Raw genomic sequence first — 22,326 nt, forward strand, 5'->3', positions numbered from 1 at the left:
CCTGCGCCGACAGACGCCTGGCCTGCGACCAAGGTCAAAAGAAAGGATGCAGAATGCGCGAGGGACTGCTAGAATGCCAGCTCCTCGCATGTAGTGACCCACCATCCTGAGTAGCCGAAGCCGGTGATCGCCTTTCTTGACAGGCCTTCAGACGGTAATTTCGCGCCTCCCGGACCGAGTGGCGTAGCTTGCCCCGAGCCCTCCGTGACCCCTCGATCCTTCGATGTCCGGCCGCCGCGACGCAAGACCCGTCCCAGTCCACAGTGTGCATGATGGAGCGCCCCGAGACTCTCAAGTGGAGAGCCTCTGGTTGCTGTACGGTCGCCGCAGCGTTGTGCCTGATAGCGGAAATGCGTCTGCCATCAGAGCAACCCGGGCCCGTCCATGCCAAGACGTCCAAGCACTCGTACGTTTTTTCTGATGATGCCAGCGCCTCGTGCCTGACGGCATCGCCAGACGGAGCCCTTACGCTTCGTGTCGGTTCAAGCCGACCCATTCTTCAGCTACAAGCTTCACTTGTAGCCATTTAGGTGTGAGATATACATGACCACGACTTCCGTCGTCGATCGCTTCAGCGATCTTGCCCTGCTGCCTGCCGTCCTGACCTCTCTCGAGAAGCTGGGCTACGAAACACCGTCCCCCATCCAGGCCCAGACCATCCCGAGCCTGCTCGATGGCCGTGACATGATCGGTCAGGCCCAGACCGGTACCGGCAAGACTGCGGCCTTCGCTCTGCCGCTGCTGACCCGTCTGGACCTCGACCGCCGCGAGCCGCAGGTTCTCGTGCTGGCTCCGACCCGTGAGCTGGCTCAGCAGGTCGCTGTCAACTTCACTCGTTACGGCCAGTTCATGCGTGGCCTGGAAGTTGCCACCCTGTGTGGTGGTCAGGACTACCGCGAGCAGATGCGCAGCCTGAAGAGCGGCGCCCAGATCGTCGTCGGGACTCCGGGTCGTGTCATCGACCACCTGGATCGCAAGAGCCTGAAGCTCGACGGCCTGTCCGCCCTGGTGCTGGACGAAGCCGACGAGATGCTGCGCATGGGCTTCATCGATGACGTCAAGCGCGTCGTCGCCGATACCCCGAAGGAAGCACAGCGCGTGTTCTTCTCCGCGACGCTTCCGACCGAGATCGAGCGTATCGTCAACCGCTACCTGGTTGACCCGATCAAGGTGGCCATCAAGTCCGAATCCAAGACCGCTTCCACCATCGAGCAGATGATGGTGCGTGTCGAAGGCGGCGCCAAGCTGGAAGCGCTGTCTCGCCTGCTGGAAGTCGAGACCGTCGATGCCGCCATCGTCTTCGTGCGGACTCGTGCCGCCTGTACCACCGTCGTCGAGCAGCTGATGGCTCGCGGTATCTCCGCTGCGGCACTGTCCGGTGATCTGGACCAGTCCCTGCGTGAGCGTACCGTGACGCGTCTGAAGCGTGGCAAGGTCGACGTGCTGGTCGCGACCGACGTCGCCGCTCGTGGTCTGGACGTGGCGCGTATCACCCACGTCTTCAACTACGACCTGCCGGGTGACAGCGAATCCTTCGTCCACCGTACTGGCCGTACCGGTCGTGCCGGTCGTGAAGGTCGCGCCATCACCTTCGTCAGCGGTCGCGAGATGCGCAAGGTTCGCTGGATGGAGCAGGCCCTGGGCCAGCGCATCACCGAACGCCAGCTGCCGAGCGAAGAAGAGATCCGTGCTCACCGTGACGCGGCCTTCCGTGCTCGCGTCGTCGAAGCCCTGGGCAGCAGCTCCAATGGCCACCGCGCCCTGGTGCAGAGCCTGATCGAGGAAGGTCATGATCCGGTCGAGCTGGCCGCGGTCTTCGTCAAGATGGCTCGCGCCGAAGAGACGCCGATCCAGTCCCTGCCGAAGCCGGGTGCGCGTCGCAACGAGCGTCCTGAGCGCGGCGAGCGTCCGGAACGTGGTGAGCGTCGCAGCTCTGCGCCGGTCGCACGTGAAGGCATGAAGCTCTACCGTGTGGCCGTCGGCCATCGTGACGGCGTCAAGCCGGGTCAGCTGGTTGGCGCTCTCGCCAACGAAGGTGGCATCGAAGGTTCGCGCATCGGTCGCATCGACATCCGCAACACGCACAGTGTCGTGGAACTGCCGAGCGGTCTGCCGACCAGCATCGTGTCCAAGATGGCGCGTGCTCGCGTCGCTGGCCGTCCGCTGGAATTGGCAGAAGACGGTGCGGGCGCTCGTCCGCAGCGCCGTGAAGGTGGCAACGACGACCGTCGTCGCGCCTGATCAGGCCTGAGTCTGGCCGGCGCTGAACACAGTGCTGGCCACGGCTTCTGAAAAGACCGGTACCTCTCACGAGGTGCCGGTTTTTTTGTGCCTGGACGAAAGGCGTCACAGGGGCTGGTATCCTGTTCTGGCATAGCGGTGGAGCGTCCACCGTCCATCATTTCCCGAGGATGCCCACATGATCTCTTCACTCGATGCCCTGCACCGTGGCCTGAAGGCCGCGCCCGCCCGCCAGCTGATGCTGTGCGCTCTGCTGGCGACACCCTGGTTGTCGCTCAGCGCGGCCCACGCCGAGTCCGGCACGCCCGCCAGCAGCGCCACGCCGGAGATTCGCGTCCCGCTGGTCTCGCTGGAGGCCCTGCGGCTGTCACCGGTGGTCACGCCGCAGGGCGAGGTGCTGGGTCGGGTCGAGGATGTGCTCAGTGATACGCGTGGCCAGATCCATCGTCTGTTGATCCGTCCGGAAGGCGGTGACAAGGCGGCCAGCATCGACTTCGCGCGCTTCACTCGTGAAGCCGTCAGTGATCCGCTCGCCGCCACGGCCCCCGGCGACATCCGCTACCGTCTGGTGCTCGACATGACGCTAGAGCAGCTGGCGGCACGCGCGGATCAACCGCTTTCCAATCGGCTCTCGCGTCAGCTGGAACGCAGCATGGGAGAGGTCGGCAACGGGCTGGACAGCTTCCGCAACCAGGCGGCGGAGGTGCTGCGTTCATTGGGCAAGCAACTTGAAGGTGAGGGCGATCGATAGCATCTGAGAGGGAGAGACCCGCAACCGCCGTGAGGGAATGCATGAGTAAGTGCATGAGTGAGTGGACGACAGCACTGCACGATTGGAATCTCGACCCTGCCGACGCCGTTGCCATGCAACGCGAAATGGCGACGCGACTGACGCTGACGCCGCCCTGGGGAGCAAGCCCCGAGGACTGGCCGGCGACCATCACGGGGGTCGATATCGGCTTCGAGGATGCAGGCGAGGTGACACGTGCGGCGGTGGTGACGCTGGATCTGGCGACCCTGGAACCCCTTGAGCAACAGCTGATCCGTCAGCCGACCCGCATGCCCTACATTCCGGGCCTGCTGTCATTTCGGGAGCTGCCCGCTGCCATCGCCGCCATTGAGGCACTCGAGCAGCCGCCCGAATGCCTGATGGTGGACGGTCACGGCATCGCCCATCCGCGCCGCCTGGGCGTGGCGGCGCATCTTGGCCTGTGGTGTGACCTGCCGTCCTTCGGAGTGGCCAAGAAGCGTCTGTGCGGCAAGCATGGCGAGCCGGGCGATGCGCGTGGTGACTGGGTCGCGTTGACGGATCGCGTACGCGAAGCGGATGCCGAGCTCGGCATCATCGAGGACACCGAGCTGCCCAGACGCGAACAGCGCAGCCAGCTGGGCGCCGTGCTGCGCTCACGGGCGAAGGTCAAGCCGGTGTTCGTCTCGCCGGGCCAGCGCATGAATCTGGAGACGGCGCTTTCGATGACCCTGCACTGTCTGGGCAAGACCAAGCTGCCCGAGCCGACCCGACTGGCGGATCAGCTTGCCAGCCGGCGTCTCAAGCGGCTCCGTGATGCCTAGCTTCGCATTACCTGTCTTCGCATTACCTGTCTTCGCGTTATCTGTCTCTGCGTTATCTGTCTTTGCGAGGCCTGGCGACGCTTAGCCTTCGATCTCCAGACGGCTCTGACCGTTGCCCGAGGGGCGCACCGCGATACGCACCGGAATGCGTTCATGCATCTCGGCCACATGCGATATGACCCCGACGCGACGGCCGCTGGCCTGCAGGCCATCCAATGCCTCCATCGCCAGCGCCAGCGAATCCGGGTCGAGACTGCCGAAGCCCTCATCGATGAACAGCGATTCGATGCGCAGCTCGCCGGAAGCCATGCCCGCCAGGCCCAGCGCCAGTGCCAGCGAGACAAGGAAGGTCTCGCCGCCGGACAGCGAGTGAACGCTGCGCAGTTCATCACCCATCTCGGTATCCACCACCACCAGCCCCAGCGGGCTGGCGCCGCGGGCCAGACGATAGCGACGTGCCAGATTGGTCAGGTGCAGATTGGCATGCTCGATCAGGCGCTCGAGATTGAAGGCCTGGGCGATGGTGCGGAACCTGGCGCCGCTGGCGCTGCCGATCAGCTCCGACAGCGCCCCCCAGCGCTGATGTTCGGCACGCGCGGCTGCGAGACGCTCGGCAAGCGCGGCGCTGCCACTGCGGCGCTGATCATCATTGAGTATCGCCGCCTGTGCCGTCTGATGGGCCTCGCGCACGGCATCGAGCGGTGCCTTGAGTGCCGTGATCAGACTGGCCAGCGCCTCGCCAAGCTCGCGGGTGTCGTCCTCGGGCCCTGGCGGCGCATCCGTCAGTGTGCCAGCGGCTCCTTCTTCCGGGGCCTCCTGCAAGCGGGCCTGCAGACCAGCATGCACCGCCAATGCCTGCTCGGCCTGGCCGCGAATGACGCCGAGCTCTTCAGCCCCTGATGCACCGTCTGCCTGCGTATCGTCTCCAGTCGTGTCCTCGGCGGGCGCTGCCAGCTGTTCGAGCGCTGCCTGCCAGTCGGAGGTCCGAGCGGCCTGCCAGTGTTTGAGCTGACGCGCATTGCGCTCCTCACACAGGGCATCCGCGCGTGCGACTCGCTCGTGGGCGCTACGCAGTTGCTGGCGCAGTGCCTGCAGGTCGTGATCCTCGACGGCCAGCAACTCCTCGATACGCGCGTCATCCAGGCCAGGGTTCGCGGCCTGCCAATGCGCGCGTTCGCTGTCGAGCGCGCGCTGCTCCTCTTGCAGCTCCGTCTGGCGTTGCTGCAGGTTGGCCTGCTGCTGCGTCAGCTGCTGTTGCTGGTCGCTCAGCGCCTGCAGCGCCTGACGCGCATCTTCCTGCTCATTGCGCATGCGGGTGGTCAGCGATTCGACCCAGTCGGACCAGTCGCTCACGCTGGCATGCTGTCGCCTGGGGTCTGCGCTCAGCTGCTGGGCAAGCGTGCCGCTCAGCTGCTCGATCTCGCTCGCCAGCGCCGCGATGCGTGCCTCACACTGCTGAAGCTGCGCTTCGCCATGCTGGCATTGCGTCGTCAGCGTGGCGTGGCGTGTCGCCAGTGCCTGGCGTTGCTCCCGCAGCGGCGTCAGCTGACGCAGCGTCGTCACCAGCGCGTTCTGACGGGCGTCCAGTTCGCCAAGGCGCTGCTCGATCAGTTCCAGTGCTCGTGCGGCAGGCAGCTGGGGCAGGGACTCAAGCAGCGGCTGCTCTGACAGCGAATGCCGAGCCAGAATGTCGGTCAGGTTCGACTGACAGGTCTGCGCCTGCTGCTGCAGACGTTGCCGCTCCGTGTGCAGCTGCGCCTGTTCCTGCTGCAGGTAGCCGAGCTGCTGCTCGAGACGTGCGTGCTCGTGACTGGCCGCCTCCATGGCGTGCTGCGCGGTGGCCGTGACCTGTCGGCGCTGTTCAAGACGCTCGCGGGCCTGCTGTTCCAGCTGAGCGATCAGCGCCTCGGCCGGCGCGGCCTGGCCGGCGGCGGGGTGCTCATGGCTGCCACATACCGGACATTCCTCGCCATGGACCAGCCCACGGCGCAGCGCCATCACGTTGTCGCTGCGTGCCAGACGCTCCTGCTCCTGCTGGCGGCGCTCGGCGTCTTCCTCGTGGCGCGCCTGATCACGGGCCTGCAATGCCTGGGCCTGCCGGGCAGCCACATCGCGCAACGCCTCTTGCTGCCGAGGCAGCAGCTGCTCCAGCTCGACAAGGCGCTGCTGGACCTCATCACGGCGGGCCAGGCCATTGATCTGCTCACTGAGCACAGGTTTCAGCTGCAGCAATGCATCGCGCTGACGTTGCAGCTGGTCCCGATGGTCTTCGGCATCGCTCAGCGGCTGGCCAGACTCGTCGACCAGCGTCGCCTGCAGCTGCTGGAGTTGCTGATCCAGCTGCTGGCGCTGTCGATCCTGTGTCTCCAGCTCCTGCTGATGGTGGCCGAGCGTGTCGCGCAGGCGTTGCTGTTCACTCTGCTGGCTGACATGTGTCTCGCGTTGTTGTGCCTGACGCGAGGCCACCTGACGGGCCTCTTCCAGCTTCGGCAGTTGCTCGCCACGCCAGGTCTCGCAGCGTTGCATGCGTTCATCGGCGGCCTGCTTGTCGGCCCGGGCCTGCTCGGTACGTGGTGACAGAGTGCCGAGCTGTTGCTGTACCCGGGTGAGCTGCGTGGCCAGCTGGGCATGCTGCGGCGAGATCGCCTTGAGGCGCAGCAGGGCAGGGCGAATCGGCGCGAGGGCTTCCAGGGCGCTGAGTTGCTCGCGCTGACGGGATAGCGCAGCACTTGCGGCGTGAGCCTCCTTCTGTTCGAGCTGCGCCTGACCCAGGGCCTGTTCGAGCTCGCCCGCCGTGGTGGTCCACTGGTGATAGGCCGTCAGCGCATCATGCTGTTCGCTGAGGCGGGTCATGGCCGTCTGGCGTAGACGGACCTCATCCTCGAGTGCCTGGCGCTCGTCCGGGCTTGCCGGCAGCTGGCCATCCAGCTGGCGTTCGAGCTCGTTGACGGCCTCGCGGGCGCTGCGCTCACGCTCGTGGGCGGCGATCGAGATATCGGAGTAGTGGCCGGTGTCGGTCAGTTTCTCCAGCAGCTCCGAGCGCTCGTTGTCGTTGGCGCGCAGGAAAGCGCTGAACTCGCTCTGGGCCAGCAGCACGGCGCGGGTGAACTGCTCGAAGTTCAGTCCCAGTCTGTCGATGATCAACGCCTTGGCGTCATTGCTGGTGGTATTGAGGGTCTGAGCTGACTGGGTGTCATCGGCCGTGGGCAGCAGCTGGAGATGTTGCTTGGCGTTCTGCAGGCGTCCGCCGGGCTTGCCGCGCGCGCGGCTGACCGTCCAGCCGGCGCGATAGCGCAGGCCATCGCGGCCGATGAAGTCCACCTCGGCCTTGCCTTCGCCGCAGCCGCGCCGGAGCAGGCTGCGCGGGTCCTTGAGCGTCAGCTGATGCTCGCCGACATCCTCCAGCTGACCGCCGCTCGGGGTCTGGCGCAGGCGTGGCGTGGTGCCGTATAGCGCCAGACACAGGGCATCGAGCAACGTGCTCTTGCCGGCCCCGGTGGGGCCGGTGATGGCGAACAGGCCCGCATCGGACAGCGGCGCCTTCTCGAAGTCGACTTCATGCGCGCCGGCCAGTGAGGCCAGGTTGTCGAGGCGCAGGGCGAGGATCTTCATGCCTGACCTCCCTTGGCCTTGTCTGCCGAGGCTGTCTTGTCGTCCTGGCGACCGGGCTTGGTGGCCTTGCTCGGTTCCCCTGCCAGGCGTGCCTCACGCGCGATCTCGACCTCCTCGAGCAGCTGGGCGAAATCCTCGATCAGTGACGGGGCCGGCTCGCTGTCATAGGTGGCGCGATAGTGGCGCTCGAACAGCCCCATCGGCCCCAGTTCATCGAGTTTCACGCCCTTGGGCGCGCGATTCTCGGCGCTGGGCGCCGGATAGCGGGTGACCAGCTTGATCAGCCGCAGCGGCGCGCCTTCCAGCAGCGCCTCGATGCGCGCGCGCAGGTCGATGACGGGCGCTTCCAGCTGCACGCTCACCTCAAGCCACGGCCAGCGTGCCGGCTCGAGTTCACGGTCTGCCTCGGCGACCAGCGCCGTGAGCTGGGCGGTGATCTCGGTCAGCGGTGCAGGCCCGATGCGCGTGAGCGCGACATGGCAGGGCACGCGATGCTCCTCGACGCCCACGAGTGTCTCGTCTTCGAGAGTGATCTCCAGCACGCGGTGACCGTAATCGACCTCGGAGAAGTCCATCGCCAGCGGCGTGCCGCAATAGCGGATACGCTCCTGGCCGCCCACGCGTTGCGGACGATGCAGGTGGCCGAGCGCCACATAGGCGATGTCGTCGGGGAACAGGCTGGTCGAGAGCGCCTCTTCACCGCCCATCAGGATCGGACGCTCGCTGTTCTCGGAGACCTCGCCGTCTCGCATGTGCGCGTGGCCCATGGCGATCAGCGCCTCGCCGGGCTGGCGGGCGGCACGCGCCGCGCTGACCAGCTGCTCGTGCACACGGGCCACTCCCGCGCGATAGGCCTCGCTGCGGGTGCGCTCAGGCTTGTTCACGTCCTGCGACTCATCCTCGCCAGCTCCCAGGCCGGTGACCTCGGCCGGGCGCAGAAAGGGCACCGCCAGACACAGGGCGCGGCGCTTGCCGTCACGATCATGCAACGGCACCAGCAGATGCTGACAGTCGAGATGGTGGGCATCCCCTCCGTCGGCAGAATCATCGACCCAGCGCACACGGCCCAGCGCATGGGTCTTGAGGCGGGCCAGCAGGGCAGCCGGCAGCTCGATGCGTGAGCCGGAGTCATGATTGCCGGCGATCATCACGATCTCGAGCGCCGCGTCCTGCTCGTGGGCGCGCACGATGAAGTCGTAGAGCAGCTCCTGGGCGGCGAGGCTCGGATTGACCACATCGAACAGATCACCAGCGATCAGCAGGGCGTCCGGGGTCAGACACTTGAGCCGTGCCAGCAGCCAGTCGAGAAAGGCGGCATGTTCGACATGGCGACTCTGGCCATGGAAGCTCTGGCCGAGATGCCAGTCCGAGGTATGCAGAAAGCGGAAGCTCACGATGCGTTCCTTGCGGTGTCAGAAGAAGAATCACGAACCCGGTCGAGCTGACGTCCGAGTCTGGATGTGCTCAGTGTACGGATTGCGTCTGGTCGGGCGAAGGGGAGGGCATCATGTGTCGTGCATCTGGAGCGCATTTTCAGGCAGTTGATCTGGATCAATCCCGTTCACGGGCAAAATCGACAAAAGTCGCTACGCTGAAAGTCGAGGCCTGTGTCGAAATCCGACAAGCCCCGGCGATGGCAGCGTCAGGGTGGCTTCAGAAAGGCAGGAATCGATGGACGACCAATGAACAACAATCAGGCCGGCAACATTGGAAGCCGTTGCCGATGCCCAGAGATGACAGGAAGGAATCGCAATGCGCCACGGTCTTTTTGCCTCACCTCGCCCCGATAACCTCGGCCTGCATGATGGGCTGCTGGCACCAGCCCCGAGTACCCCCAACGGGGTCAGCTCCCAGGCCTCCGACAGCAAGCATTACGTAGCGCCGCTCCCGATGCCGACGGACTGTTGCCTGAGCGCGATGGAGAAGATGCACAGCATCATCGAATCCATGGGGCATGCGGAAATCATCAGTACGGATGACGGTTATCTGCATGCGGAATTCCACACGCCCCTGCTGGGCTTCGTCGATGACGTGGAAATCGTCTGCAATGAACAGGAAGGCGTCTGTCATGTACGCAGCGTGTCACGCATGGGACATTCCGACCTCGGCAAGAATCGTCAGCGGGTCGAGGATATCCGTCATCGCCTCGAAGGCTGGGGTTACTGCAGCTGAAGCTGCCCCGAGAAGGGCATCGCTCACGTCGATGCGCCACTTTCACCTCGCCAATGCACCTGTGTGTCTCCCGACGACTTCCCATCACCCCGGTCGGCCTGTTCAGGCGCCGGGGTGTTTCGTCTGCGTCTTTCGTGCCTGATCTGCCTGGCCGGGCTTTCATGTCCCTTCGTGCGCTTGCGACATTTCGTGCCCCTCGCTGCAGAAACCGCCCGTAATCCGTGAGCGGGCGCTACCCAGCCACGGACGTGTTTGCTACTCTGGGTGCGTTACATGAGACGCATGACTGCATCGAGCAATATTGTGTTTTTCGCAATACAGTGATGCAGCGTACGCTGGCAGGATTCCGCACCATCGCCACGCCCGGGGCAACCCCGGTGCTTTCCGCCATTGCGCTCGCTAGGACGCCTGACCGTGGCGTCTGCGAGGCTTGTGCTGAAAGACGACACGACAACAAGATGCGCGACGCGTGAATCACTCTTGACCATCGCTGGACACCAGCCCCCGCTAACACAGAGATCCATGAACGATTCCGTCCCCGCAGCGGGCTCAGCCACCGCTGCCCACGATTTGCCCAACGAAAATTCGCTCAAGCGTGGTGACATCAAGGTACTTGGCCTGTCCGCACTCGGCGGCGCCCTCGAGTTCTATGACTTCGTCATCTTCGTGTTCTTCGCCACCGTCGTCGGTCAGCTGTTCTTCCCGCCCGACATTCCCGAATGGCTACGTCAGGTGCAGACCTTCGGTATCTTCGCCGCCGGTTATCTGGCGCGCCCGCTGGGCGGCATCATCATGGCCCACTTCGGCGATACGCTGGGTCGCAAGAAGATGTTCACGCTGTCCATCTTCATGATGTCGTTGCCGACCCTGCTGATGGGCATGCTGCCGACCTATGCCGTCATCGGCATGTGGGCGCCGCTGCTGCTGATCATCCTGCGCATCTTCCAGGGTGCGGCAGTCGGCGGTGAGGTGCCGGGGGCCTGGGTGTTCGTCAGCGAACACGTCGCACCGCGTCACAATGGTCTGGCCTGCGGCACCCTGTCGATGGGGCTGGTGGGCGGCATCCTGCTCGGCTCGCTGATGGCCAGTGCCATCAACAGTCTCTATACCCCGGAAGAGGTGAGTGATTTCGCCTGGCGGATTCCGTTCATCATCGGTGGCGTGTTCGGGCTGTTCTCGGTCTACCTGCGTCGCTGGTTGCACGAGACCCCGGTCTTCGCCGAGATGCAGCAGAAGAAGGCGCTGGCCGCCGAGCTGCCCTTGAAGATGATCCTGCGTGAACAGCGTCCGGCGATTGCCGTGGCGATGGCCGTCACCTGGGTGCTGACCGCCGCCATCGTGGTGGTGATCCTGATGACACCGAGCCTGATCGCGGAGCTCGAGGGGCTGACTCGTGCCGCCGCCTTCTCCGCCAACAGTCTGGCGATCGTGGCGGTGTGCATCGGCTGCATCGTGTCCGGTTACATGGTCGATCGCATCGGTGCCGGGGTGACTCTGGTGCTGTGGAGCGCTCTGCTGGGCATCACCTACTGGATCTTCCTGGCCACCATGCACTCGGACCCCAGCCTGCTGGTGCCGCTCTACTGCCTGACCGGCTTCAGCGTCGGCATCGTCGGCGCGGTGCCGAGCATCGCGATCCGCGGCTTCCCGCCGGCAGTGCGCTTCACCGGGCTGTCGTTCTCCTACAATGTCGCCTACGCCATCTTCGGTGGCTTCACGCCGATTCTGGTCTCGCTGATGATGACCGTCTCGCCGCTGTCGCCCACCTGGTACGTGGCGGCGCTGTCGCTGATGGGCGTGGTGCTGGGTCTGTGGCTGGCGCTCAGTCCGCGCGGCCGCGAGCTGATGGAAATCACGCGCTGAGCAGAGCACTGACTCGGCGCCAGGGCGCCTGTTCCCGACCAGTCAGGCATTCATCTGTCTGAAAACGCGCATCACCCTCCGGGGTGGTGCGCGTTTTCGTTTGGGCCAGCGCCGAGGCGACGCTAGGATGGAGGCACTCGTCACGCCTCGCTCTCGACTCGTCTCGCCTCGGCCATGAGGGCTCGGGGGCTTTGCCAGCAGGATGCCCACATGTTTACCGTTCTTCACGCCAATCACCTCGAGGATCTGCGCGATCTGGCGCTCAAGGTGATCAAGGCCGCTCCCCAGCCTCCGCTGGTGCCGGAAACCTTTCTCGTCCAGTCCAACGGCATGGCCCAGTGGCTGAGGTTGTCATTGGCCGAGGCCGATGGCATCGCTGCCTCGGTCGATTTTCCACTGCCCTCAAGCTTCGTGTGGCGTGCCTATCGCGGGGTCCTGGGTGGCGTGCTGGGCGACGAGATTCCGGAGCTGTCACCCTTCGACAAGGGCCCGCTTGCCTGGCGTCTGCTGCGCCTTTTGCCGGGCCTGCTGGCCGATGAATCCCAGGCGGAATGCTATGCGCCGCTCAGGGATTACCTGTGTCGCGATGAGCGTGGCCAGCTGATCGAGGCAGTCGGTGAGGGTGCCCTGCCTGCACTGCCCGAGGGGCCGGAGGCAGAGCGTCAGCAGTGGCAGCTGGCCTGCCAGCTGGCGGATCTCTTCGATCAGTACCTCAACTATCGCCCCGAGTGGGTGCGCAGCTGGGAGAGCGGGCTGGAGGATGACAACTTCCGTGATGTCTTCGCGCGTCAGCAGGCCGCAGGCGAGCTGCCCGCCAATCTGCTGCCGGACAACCTGCCCGCCAGCCAGAAATGGCAGCCGGCCCTGTGGCGCGCGGTACTGGCGGATGCGCCGCCCAGCAGCCGGCAACATCACCGTGCCGCTCTGCATGGTCGCTTCGTCGCGGCCGCGCGCGCGCTGGAATCACTGCCCTCATCACGCCGCCACCCGTTGCCGCCACGGCTGTTCGTGTTCGGCATCTCGGCACTGCCGGGGCAGACGCTGGATGCGCTGCATGCGCTGTCCGGGGTGATGGACATCTACCTGATGATCACCAACCCCTGCCGTCATTACTGGGGCGATATCGTCTCCGACCGCGAAGCCGTGCGGCGCAGTACGAGAGCCGACAGTCTGCGCATGGACAGCGAGCGCGTCGCGCGACAGCGTGCCCGTCACCCCGAGGCACCGGCGCTGACCGGGCTGGCGGAGGAGGAGCTGCACCTCAAGGCCAATCCGCTGCTGGCCGGGCTGGGTGCCCAGGGGCGTGACTTCATCGTCAATCTGTATGAATTCGAGAGCGCGCTGTCCGGCCGCGACAGCGGTTTCGATCTCGAGCTAGACGTCTTCGTGCCGCGCATCAACGAGGATACGCCGCCCGAGCAGGCACCACTGCTGCATCAGATCCAGGACGAGATTCTCGAGCTGGTGCATCCCGGCGAGCGCGCCCTGGCCGAGGGAAGTCCTCGCAGGCTGGAGGCGCAAGATGATTCCATCAGTCTGGTCAGCGCCCACTCGGCGCTGCGCGAAGTCGAGATTCTGCATGACCGCCTGCTGGCGGCCTTCGAACGTGCCCACGAGGCGGCCAGGCAGGGTGGGGGCGAACCGCTGCGGCCGCGCGACATTCTGGTGATGGTGCCGGACATCGACCGATATGCCCCCTATATCGAGGCGGTGTTCGGTCAGCTGCCGCCGGGCAATCCGCGCCATATTCCCTTCACCATCGCCGACCGGGTGGCCAGTCAGGCCAATCCGCTGCTCGGACTGGTCTTGATGCTGCTGGAGCTGCCGGAGCGCCGCCTCGGCGTCAGCGAGGTGCTGGATGCGCTGGATGTCGCCGCCTTCCGGCGTCGTTTCGCCATCGAGGAGGGCGAGCTCGAGCGCCTGCGGCGCTGGCTGGCCGACAGCGGCGTGCGCTGGGGGCTCTCCGGTGAGCACCGTGAGCAGCTCGGCTTCATGCCTCTCGACGAGAACAGCTGGCGCTTCGGGCTCGAGCGCATGCTGCTGGGCTACGCCACCGGCTCCCCGGCGGCCGGTGCCCCGGCGGCCGGCGGTCCGGCGGCCGGCTCCCCAATACAAGGTGAGCAGAGCGCCGACCTGATGGACGGCCTGATGGACGGCCTGATGGACGGCCTTGTCGACATGAACGGCCTGAGCTTCGATGGCGTGGTGCCCTTCGATGAAGTGGCCGGTCTCGAGGCCGAACTGGCAGGCAAGGTCGGCGAGCTGATCGAGAGCCTGGATCGCTGGCGCCGCTGGCTGGACACCTCGCGTACGCCAGCGGACTGGGCGACTACGCTGCAGCGATTGTGGGAGGAGAGCCTCAGCCCGGACAGTGCCGAGGAATTCGATATTCTGGCGCGTCTGCAGGCGGCGCTTTCCCGCCTCGACAAGGGCTGGCAGCAGGCCGGTTTCGATGGCTGTCTGTCGCTCAAGGTGGTGCGCGAGGCGCTGCGTGGCGAGCTTGACAGCGGCGGTCTCGCCCAGCGCTTCCTTGCCGGTCGGGTCAACTTCGCCACCCTGATGCCGATGCGTGCGATTCCCTTCCGCGAAGTGCACCTGCTGGGCATGAACGATGGTGACTACCCGCGCGTGCGCATGCCGCAGGATTTCGATCTGATGGCCAGCCGCCCTCAACCGGGAGACCGCTCACGGCGTGACGATGATCGCTACCTGTTCCTGGAGGCGCTGCTGGCGGCGCGGGATCGCCTGTCGATCTCGTGGGTCGGGCGTGATCAGCGCGACAACGGCGAACGGCCGCCCTCGGTGCTGGTCGGGGAGCTGCTTGATTACATCGAGCTGGGCTGGACCCCCGAGACGCATGCCGAGGCACCGGGTGTCTCTCGCGAAGCTGCCCTGCGCGAGCGTCTGATCACCGAGCATCCATTGCAGCCGTTCTCGCGGCGCTACTTCCATGCCTCCCAGGCGACGGCTGGCGATCTGTTCAGCTATGACGCCAGCTGGTCGAGCCTGTATCGCGCGGCGGATCAGGCTCCAACTTCAGGGGCGTCCCCGGCGAATCAACGCGAGGCCAGTCAGGCGAGCGCGGCGGGGGCGGCCGCCTTGAAGCAGCTGGTGGAGCAGGCGCCGGAGTCCCATCTGCGTCTCGGCGCGGATTCACTGGCGCGCTTTCTGCGACGCCCCTGGCAGCTGGGGCTGGACCGCGTCGGTGTGCGTTTCCGCGATGCCGAGGTGCCGGATGAGGACAACGAACCCTTCGCCCCCGACGGGCTGGAGAACTTCACCCTGACCCGCGAGCTGCTGGACGCCGCGCTCACCGGACAATCCTTGCCGCTGGCCGCCGAACGTCTGCGCCGGGCCGGGCGGCTGCCGGCGCTGGGCTTTGCCGATGCCTTGATCGAACCGCGCCTCAAGCGTCTCGATCAGCAGCTGGCCAGCTGGCGCGATCAGCTCAGCGATGCCACCTCGCTGCCGCCGCGCACCCTCGAGGTACCGCTGATCATGCAGGATGAGGACGGCAGGCCCTTGCGGGTGACGCTCACCACGCGTCTGATCAGCCGTCGGCAACTGCGCGATGACGCCGAGGGCGAGAGCCGCCTGCTGGCCACGTTGGAGGCGACCCACTTCGGCACCCTCAAGCCCGGCAAGGAGGGCCGCTACAAGAAGCTCGGCAAGCCGCATCGTCTGCTGGCCGGCTATCTCGACTGGCTGATGGCCAACGCGCGCCCCGGACTCGGAGAAGTGGCGGGTGATCAGGGCACGCGCCGTGAAGGTTATCAGTGGCTGGCGGTGTTCGAGGACCGCTGGCTGCTGTTCCCCGCGCTGCGTATCGAGCAGGCCGAAGCCGCGCTGCGCCATCTCGTCAAGGCGTATGCCCAGGGCTGGCAGGCGCCGCTGGCCGCTGCGCTGGAACTGGCGACCACCCTCTGGGAGGTAGTGGGCGAGGAGGATCGCAGTGCCTTGTTCGGCGCACTCAAGGCGCAGGCCGCTGACGGCACGCCAACCCTTGAGACGGCGCTGGCCGCCATCCACAAGCCCTGGCTTGCCGACAGCCTGTCGCGCGCCATGGAAACCCGCTTCACGGAAGACATCTTCAAGGGCCCCCAGGCACTCAGGCGACAGGAAGGCGCGCTGGGCGAGCTGTGGCCGGAGTTCGATGCCTTCGCCCGTGCGGGCGGCGTGCTCAACAGCGTGCAGCTCTATCAGCCGTTGATCGAGAGCATGATCGGCGTGCGTCAGGGCATTCTCGGCGAGCGCGCGGTGGAGCTTGCCACCGGGAAGGGGCAGTCATGAGCGATACCAGAGTGGAAGGCATGAGCGGTGTGGAGAGTGACGTAAGGAGTGGCATCGCTCAGGACAAGGAAGCGGCAATGAGTGACGAGATGGATCAAGGCGTGCAGGGCCAAGCCCTCGATATTCCGACGCTGCCCCTGCTCGGTCAGCATCTGATCGAGGCGAGTGCCGGCACCGGCAAGACCTTCACCCTCGCCGCGCTCTACGTGCGGCTGGTGCTCGGGCCCTTGCCCGGGCAGGCGGCCAGCGTGAGCTATCCGCGTCCGCTGACGCCGCCGGAGATTCTGGTGGTGACCTTCACCGAAGCCGCCACCGCAGAGCTGCGTGACCGCATTCGCGCGCGCCTCAAGCAGGCGCGTGAGGCGCTGCTGGGGCGTGCCAGTCCAGATCCGGTGCTGGCTGAATTGCTCGCGCCGCTGCTGACATCCTCACCTGCCGAGGACGCCTCGCGCCTCAAGGCCGCGGCGGCGCGGCGCCTTGATCAGGCCGCGCGCCTGATGGATGACGCCGCCATCTTCACCATCCACGGCTTCTGTCAGCGCATGCTCAGTCGGCATGCCTTCGATGCCGGCGGACGCTTCGGCGCCGAGCTGCTGCAGGACGGCCAGTCGCTGCTGACGCGTTGCGTCGAGGATTACTGGCGCTGCGAGTTCTATCCGCTGGCCCGCGAGTGGCAGGCCTTGATCCGTGGGCGCTGGGCAGGCCCGGAAGCACTGGGAGAGGAGCTGCGCAGCCTGTTGCGTGACGGCACGCCACGCCCGCTGTATCGCGACGGTGAATGTCTTGAGGCCCCGCAAGACCTGAGCGAGCTGCTCGGCAATGCCGAGCAGTGGCGTCAGCAACAACAGGCCGCCCGGCGCGCCGTCGAGGAAAGCTTCGATGAGCCGGCCATCCGCGACGTGATGGGCGAGGCCTTCGCCAGCAAGGCGCTCAACGGCAACAGCTACAAGGAGGCCGAGCTGGAGCCGCGCCTGGCGGCGACAGCCGCCTGGCTGGCCAGCGGCGAGCACGATTTCGCCGCCGACATGCTCGACAGCAAGAAGCTGTGCTGGCTGAGCCAGGCCAAGCTCGAGAAGGGCACCAAGAAGAACTGCCAGACGCCGCGTCACCCCTTCTTCGCGGCGCTGGACCTGCTGGCCGAGGTGCCGGCACCGGACGCCGTGCTGCTGGATCAGGTCGCCGTGCACGCGCGTGACAGCGTCGCCCGCGCCCTGATCTGCGAGAAGCGCCGTCTGGGACTCTGGGAATTCTCGGACCTGCTCAATGACCTCGACCACGCGCTGGACCCTTCGCTCAATGGCGAGGCCAGCCAGCGTCTGGCGCGTCAGATCCGTCAGGAACTGCCGGTGGCGATGATCGATGAATTCCAGGATACCGACCCGGTCCAGTACCGCATCTTCCGGCGCATCTATCCGCAGACGGCGGGCGATGGCTCGTGCGATGAGCCGCTCGATGAGCAGCACGTTGACGCTACTGACAGCGACGACGCTGACGAGACACCCAGCACGCTGTTGATGATCGGTGACCCCAAGCAGGCCATCTACGCCTTCCGCGGCGCCGATATCGACACCTATCTGGCGGCGCGCCAGGTCACCCCCTCGCGCTTCACCCTGCCGCGCAACTTCCGCTCCAGCGCCGCGATGGTGGCGGCGGTGAATGCGCTGTTCGCCCAGCATCCCGCGCCCTTCGGCAGTGAGGACATTCCCTTCCAGCCGGTCGAGGCCCAGGGCACGCGCACCCGGCTAGTGCTGCGGCATCCGGATGGCCGGGAAGAGGCCGCCTGTGCACTGAATCTGTGGTGGGCCAACGGTGAGCGCCTGAGCGCCGATGCACACCGCCGCGACATGAGTCGCGCCTGCCGCACCCAGATCCAGACACTGCTCGAGGGCCAACAACGCCTGGCGGCGGGCGAGCCGGGACTGGTGTTCATGGACGCGGGAGATTCGACGGTGCGGGGCGTGGCCGCCAGCGATATCGCGGTGCTGGTACGCAACGGGCGCGAGGCCGCAGCGGTGCGTGGGGCGCTTGCCGAAGGCGGTATCCGCAGCGTCTATCTGAGCGAGAAGAGCTCGGTGTTCGACACGCCGGAGGCCTTCGAGCTGCTGCAGCTGTTCGAGGCTGTCGCCCATCCGCGGGATGACCGTCGTCTTCGCGCCGCGCTGGCGACACGCCTGCTGGCGGATGACCTCTCGCTGGTCGAGCGTCTCGGCGTGGATGAGCTGGCCTGGGAGCGTGAAGTCGAGCGCTTCGATGGCTACCACCGCGACTGGCAGCGGCGCGGTGTGCTGCCGATGCTGCGCGGCGTGATGCGTGACTTCCGGGTCGGTGAGCGGCTGGCGGCCCGCGCCGGGGGGGAGCGTGCCCTGACCGACGTGCTGCACCTGGGGGAGCTGGCCCAGAATGCCGCCCAGCGGCTCGATGGCGAACAGGCGCTGCTGCGCTGGTGGCATCAGGCACTGGAATCCGGCCATGAAGCGCTGGACAGCGACAGCCTCAGTCAGCGACTGGAAAGTGATGAGGGGCTGGTGCGGGTCGTCACCATCCACAAGTCCAAGGGGCTTGAGTATCCCATCGTGCTGCTGCCGTTCATGGCCAGCTTCCGCGCCGCCGAGCCGGACAGGAATTTCGGCCTGCTGACCCTCAAGCAGCGCTGGCTGGCTGTGGCTGAAGAGAAGACAGAGGCCGATGCACAGCAGGTAGCCGGTGCAAAGACCGATTTGCCCGCGGCGGCAGAGCCGGACATGGCGCTGGATGACAGCATCCTGGTCAAGAAGCCCTCCAAGGAGGCCATCGCGGCGGCCGACCATGCACGGCTGATGGAAGACGTGCGTCTGCTCTACGTGGCGCTGACACGGCCCAAGTTCGCCTGCTGGCTGGGACTGGCGCCCATCGGCAAGGGCGGCTTCAGCAAGCAGCTCAGCCTGCCCGTCACCGCCATCGGTTATCTGCTCGGCATGAGTGACAACGAGGAGATCGAGGCCAGCGCCATCGAGGCTGCCTTGCGCCGCTGGTGTGAACAGCAGTCGGCCGGACTCGCTCGCGTGTCCGGTCTGCCGGAGTTGCCCGGTCATGACTATCAGCCACCGGCGGAGCGCGATCAGCACTTCCACGGCGCGCGTCACTTCGCCGGCGGCATCGAGGATGACTGGTGGATCGCCTCCTACACCGCCTTGCTCACGGATGCCCGTCAGGTGACGGCGGCACTGGAAGACACCGGCGATGCCGAGGATGACCGCGTGCCCGAAGGCGCCACCGAGATGGCGCTGGAAGAAGGCGAGCAGGGCCTGACGCGCCCGGACCGCGAGGTGGCAGGCCAGTCCGGCCCGCTGCTGGCGGGCGGCCTGCCGATGACGGTGGGCGAGATCCATCTGCATGATTTCCCGCGTGGGCCGCGTCCGGGGACCTTCCTGCACGGCCTGCTGGAGGCGGTGGATCTCGATCGTCTCGGTGCGGAGGACTATCGCGGCGAGCTTGAGCGGCTGGTGGGCTCGCGGCTGCATTTCGGTGGCTTCGATGCCAGCTGGCAGCCACGTCTCACCGACTGGCTGGAGCAGGCACTGACCCGTCCGCTGCAGGGCTTCGAGGGCGAGCCTATCCTGCTCAATCGACTCGAGGCCTGGCAGCCGGAGCTGGAATTCTGGCTGCCGGCCGTACACGCGCGCAGTCTGCCGCTGGACGCCGTGGTCACCGCGCTGGAGCCGTTGCCGCGCTCGCGGCCCAGGCTCGCGCCACGCCGCATGCACGGCATGCTCAAGGGCTTCATCGATCTGACCTTCCAGTCCGGCGGGCGCTGGTACGTGCTGGACTGGAAGTCCAACTATCTGGGCGAGCGCCCCGAGGATTATCTTGGCGAGTCACTGGCCCGCGCCATGGTAGAGCACCGCTACGACCTGCAATACGTGCTCTACACCCTCGCGCTGCATCGTCTGCTCAAGGCGCGCCTCGGCGACGACTACGATTACGAACGCTGCATGGGCGGGGTGCTGTATGTCTTCCTGCGCGGCCTGGATGCCGGCGGTGATTCACCCGCGCTTGCGGTGGATGAAGCCACGGCGACCCCCGGCCGGCCCTTTGAAGAGACAGCGACGCCCGGCGTGGCGACGCCCGGCCAGCCCCTTGAAGAGACAGCGACGCCCGGCCAGCCCTTTGAAGAGACAGCGACGCCCGGCGTGTTCCAGCGCCGGCCATCACAGGCGCTGATCGAGGCGCTGGATCTCTGGCTGGGCGGTGACAGCTCCGCATTGGACAGCCTGCTCCTTCACACCACCGACACCTCGCCACTCACGCAAAGCGGCCAGCAGGGGGCCTTCGATGTCTGACGCCACGCCTTTGGAAACGCAGCAGCACAGCGCTGCCCCTGACGCCCCGACTGCCGAGACCCTGCTCGCGACGCTCGGCCTGTGGGTGGAGCTGGGCTGGCTCAGGCGAGTCGATGCCCATCTGGTGCGCTTCATGGCGCGTCATGTGCCGGAGGCCCCGGCCAGCGTGCTGCTGGCGGCCGCGCTGGCCAGCCACCAGCTGGGGCGCGGGCATGTGTGCCTGTCGCTGTCGCGGGCGCTGGCCGAGCCACGCGCGACCCTGTCGCTGCCACCGCTGGAGCAGTCCGAGGCGCATCTTGCCGAGGTCAGCGTGGCCCTGCCGGAAGCCTTCCTGGCGGATCTCGATGCCGGCCGCTGGGCCGAGCAGCTGGCGGAATCGCGGCTGGTCAGCGTGCTGGCGCAGGCCGATTCCCCGGCAGGCCATCTGCCGCTGCGCCCGCTGGTGCTGGTGGGCGAGCGCCTCTATCTGCGCCGTTACTGGCAGGCCGAGCGTGAAGTCGCGGCGGGGCTGCGTGCGCGGATGGGGCCGAGCGAGGAGGGCGAGACGCGGGTCAGCGATGCGCTGGGCGAGCGTCTGCGTGAGCTGTTCACCAGCAATCAGCCGGACCCGCACGGCGCGCCGGACTGGCAGAAGCTGGCCTGTGCCCTGGCGCTGCGTCAGCGCCTGACGGTGATTTCCGGCGGCCCCGGTACCGGCAAGACCACCACCGTCACGCGCCTGTTGGCACTGTTGCAGGCGCAGGCGCTCTCTGGTGGCGCTGGCGGTGTGGAGGTGGAGAGCGGTGTGGTAGGCAGTGTCGGGAGCGATGAGACAGGCCATCCGCATGAACGGCGGGCGCTGGATATCCGACTGGTCGCCCCGACCGGCAAGGCGGCCGCGCGGCTGTCGGAGTCGATCCGTGGCGCGGTGGCGAAGCTCGAGGTGCCAGACGCGGTGCGCGCCGCCATCCCGCGTGAGGCAAGCACCGTGCACCGCCTGCTGGGCGCACGTCCGGATTCCCGCCACTTCCGCCATCACGCCGGCAACCCGCTGGCGCTGGATCTGCTGGTGGTGGATGAAGCCTCGATGGTCGATCTCGACCTGATGGCGGCGCTGCTCGGCGCGCTGCCCGCCCACGCCCGCCTGATTCTGCTCGGCGACAAGGACCAGCTGGCCTCGGTGGAAGCCGGCGCCGTGCTGGGCGATCTCTGCGAGCATGCGCTGCCGCCGCGTTACTCACCGGCGCTGTGTGCAGACTTGAGCCGCCTGACCGGCGAAACGCTGGATGAGGCCATCGCCACGCCGGATGTCTCGGAGACGCAGGATACGGCAGACCGCGGCCGACTCGCCGATCACGTGGTGGTGCTGCAGAAGAGCTACCGCTTCTCCGCCGACAGCGGTATCGGTGCCCTGGCGCATGCCTGCAATGCCGGAGACCGCCAGGCGTTGCGCGCCGTCTGGAAGACAGGCTACAGCGATATCGCCTGGCTGAAGCTCAGCGGCCCGGAGGACCGCGATCTGGAGACGCTGGTGGTCAATGGCTATCGCCCGGCGCTGGAGGCCGTGCGTGAGCGGCGCCCGGCACGAGAGGTGATCGATCTGCTGCTCGAGTTTCAGCTGCTGTGCGCGCTGCGCCGTGGCCCCTATGGGGTCGATGGCCTCAACCAGCGGGTGGCGCGGGTGCTGATGCGCCGTGGGCTGATCGCCGAGGAACGCGGCTGGTACGCCGGGCGTCCGGTGATGGTGACGCGCAATGATCGCGCGCTGGGGCTCTACAACGGCGATGTCGGCATCACCCTGCCGGACCCCGCCGCCGGGGGACGCCTGCGCGTGTTCTTCCCGGTCGAGGAGGAGGTGTCGTCAGACGCCGAGCGTGATGGGCAGGACACCGAGATCCAGCGCTTCCACCGTGGCGTGCGCGCGGTATTGCCGTCACGTCTCGAGGCGGTGGAGACGGTCTTCGCGATGACGGTCCACAAGTCGCAGGGCTCCGAGTTCCGCCATGTGGTATTCGTGTTGCCTGAGGGTGCCAATCCGATTCTGACTCGCGAGCTGGTCTACACCGGCATCACGCGGGCCAAGTCGCGGGTCACGCTGGCGGGCACCCGCCGCGAGACGCTGGAAGGCGCCATTGAACGACGCGTGGTGAGAGCCAGCGGGCTGGTGCTCTAGACCGGATGCCGACGGATGATCGTCAGGTCTGGCCCCGCTGCGCTCGACAGGAGGAGGGGACATGACGGATGTCAGCAGTCGCGTGAAGGGAAGGGCGCAGCCACA

Annotated in this window: 10 protein-coding genes; 8 read left to right on the forward strand and 2 right to left on the reverse strand. The window is 66.6% G+C overall.

The window, feature by feature from the left end:
* The first annotated feature begins 543 nt into the window (after nucleotides 1-543).
* From ACZYGA_RS10150 to nfi, 3 genes are all read left to right on the forward strand, one after another.
* Entirely contained in the window at nucleotides 544-2,241 is a 1,698-nt protein-coding gene (locus tag ACZYGA_RS10150; RefSeq protein WP_065392493.1) for a DEAD/DEAH box helicase, read from the forward strand.
* A gap of 178 nt (nucleotides 2,242-2,419) precedes the next feature.
* Nucleotides 2,420-2,992, forward strand: a complete 573-nt coding sequence (locus tag ACZYGA_RS10155) for a PRC-barrel domain-containing protein (RefSeq protein ID WP_479399082.1) — start codon at nucleotides 2,420-2,422, stop codon at nucleotides 2,990-2,992.
* Between the two features lie 53 nt (nucleotides 2,993-3,045).
* Nucleotides 3,046-3,813 (forward strand): deoxyribonuclease V, encoded by a 768-nt coding sequence (gene nfi / locus ACZYGA_RS10160; RefSeq protein ID WP_479399083.1) that lies wholly within the window; start codon nucleotides 3,046-3,048, stop codon nucleotides 3,811-3,813.
* Between the two features lie 81 nt (nucleotides 3,814-3,894).
* Here nfi and ACZYGA_RS10165 read toward each other — a convergent pair whose 3' ends face one another.
* Both ACZYGA_RS10165 and ACZYGA_RS10170 read right to left on the reverse strand, forming a co-directional pair.
* Nucleotides 3,895-7,425 (reverse strand): AAA family ATPase, encoded by a 3,531-nt coding sequence (locus ACZYGA_RS10165; protein ID WP_479399084.1) that lies wholly within the window; start codon nucleotides 7,423-7,425, stop codon nucleotides 3,895-3,897.
* A complete protein-coding gene (locus ACZYGA_RS10170; RefSeq protein WP_479399085.1) occupies nucleotides 7,422-8,819 on the reverse strand; it encodes an exonuclease SbcCD subunit D C-terminal domain-containing protein in 1,398 nt (465 codons plus the stop codon). Before ACZYGA_RS10170 ends, ACZYGA_RS10165 begins: the two co-directional genes overlap by 4 nt.
* Before the next feature lie 358 nt (nucleotides 8,820-9,177).
* On the opposite strand from ACZYGA_RS10170, the gene ACZYGA_RS10175 reads away from it, so the two are divergent.
* From ACZYGA_RS10175 to recD, 5 genes are all read left to right on the forward strand, one after another.
* Entirely contained in the window at nucleotides 9,178-9,597 is a 420-nt protein-coding gene (locus ACZYGA_RS10175; protein ID WP_077379176.1) for a DUF1499 domain-containing protein, read from the forward strand.
* Nucleotides 9,598-10,119: 522 nt separating this feature from the next.
* Nucleotides 10,120-11,460 (forward strand): MFS transporter, encoded by a 1,341-nt coding sequence (locus ACZYGA_RS10180; protein ID WP_479399086.1) that lies wholly within the window; start codon nucleotides 10,120-10,122, stop codon nucleotides 11,458-11,460.
* 210 nt (nucleotides 11,461-11,670) lie between these two features.
* On the forward strand, nucleotides 11,671-15,750 hold the full coding sequence (gene recC / locus ACZYGA_RS10185; protein ID WP_479399088.1) for an exodeoxyribonuclease V subunit gamma: 4,080 nt from the start codon (nucleotides 11,671-11,673) through the stop codon (nucleotides 15,748-15,750).
* On the forward strand, nucleotides 15,747-20,069 hold the full coding sequence (gene recB, locus ACZYGA_RS10190; RefSeq protein WP_479399089.1) for an exodeoxyribonuclease V subunit beta: 4,323 nt from the start codon (nucleotides 15,747-15,749) through the stop codon (nucleotides 20,067-20,069). Before recC ends, recB begins: the two co-directional genes overlap by 4 nt.
* Nucleotides 20,062-22,221: an exodeoxyribonuclease V subunit alpha gene (gene recD, locus ACZYGA_RS10195; RefSeq protein WP_479399090.1), complete on the forward strand. Its 2,160-nt coding sequence runs from the start codon at nucleotides 20,062-20,064 to the stop codon at nucleotides 22,219-22,221. The genes recB and recD overlap by 8 nt, the downstream gene beginning before the upstream one ends.
* Nucleotides 22,222-22,326 lie beyond the last annotated feature (105 nt).

The organism is Cobetia sp. BL01 (assembly GCF_056493605.1).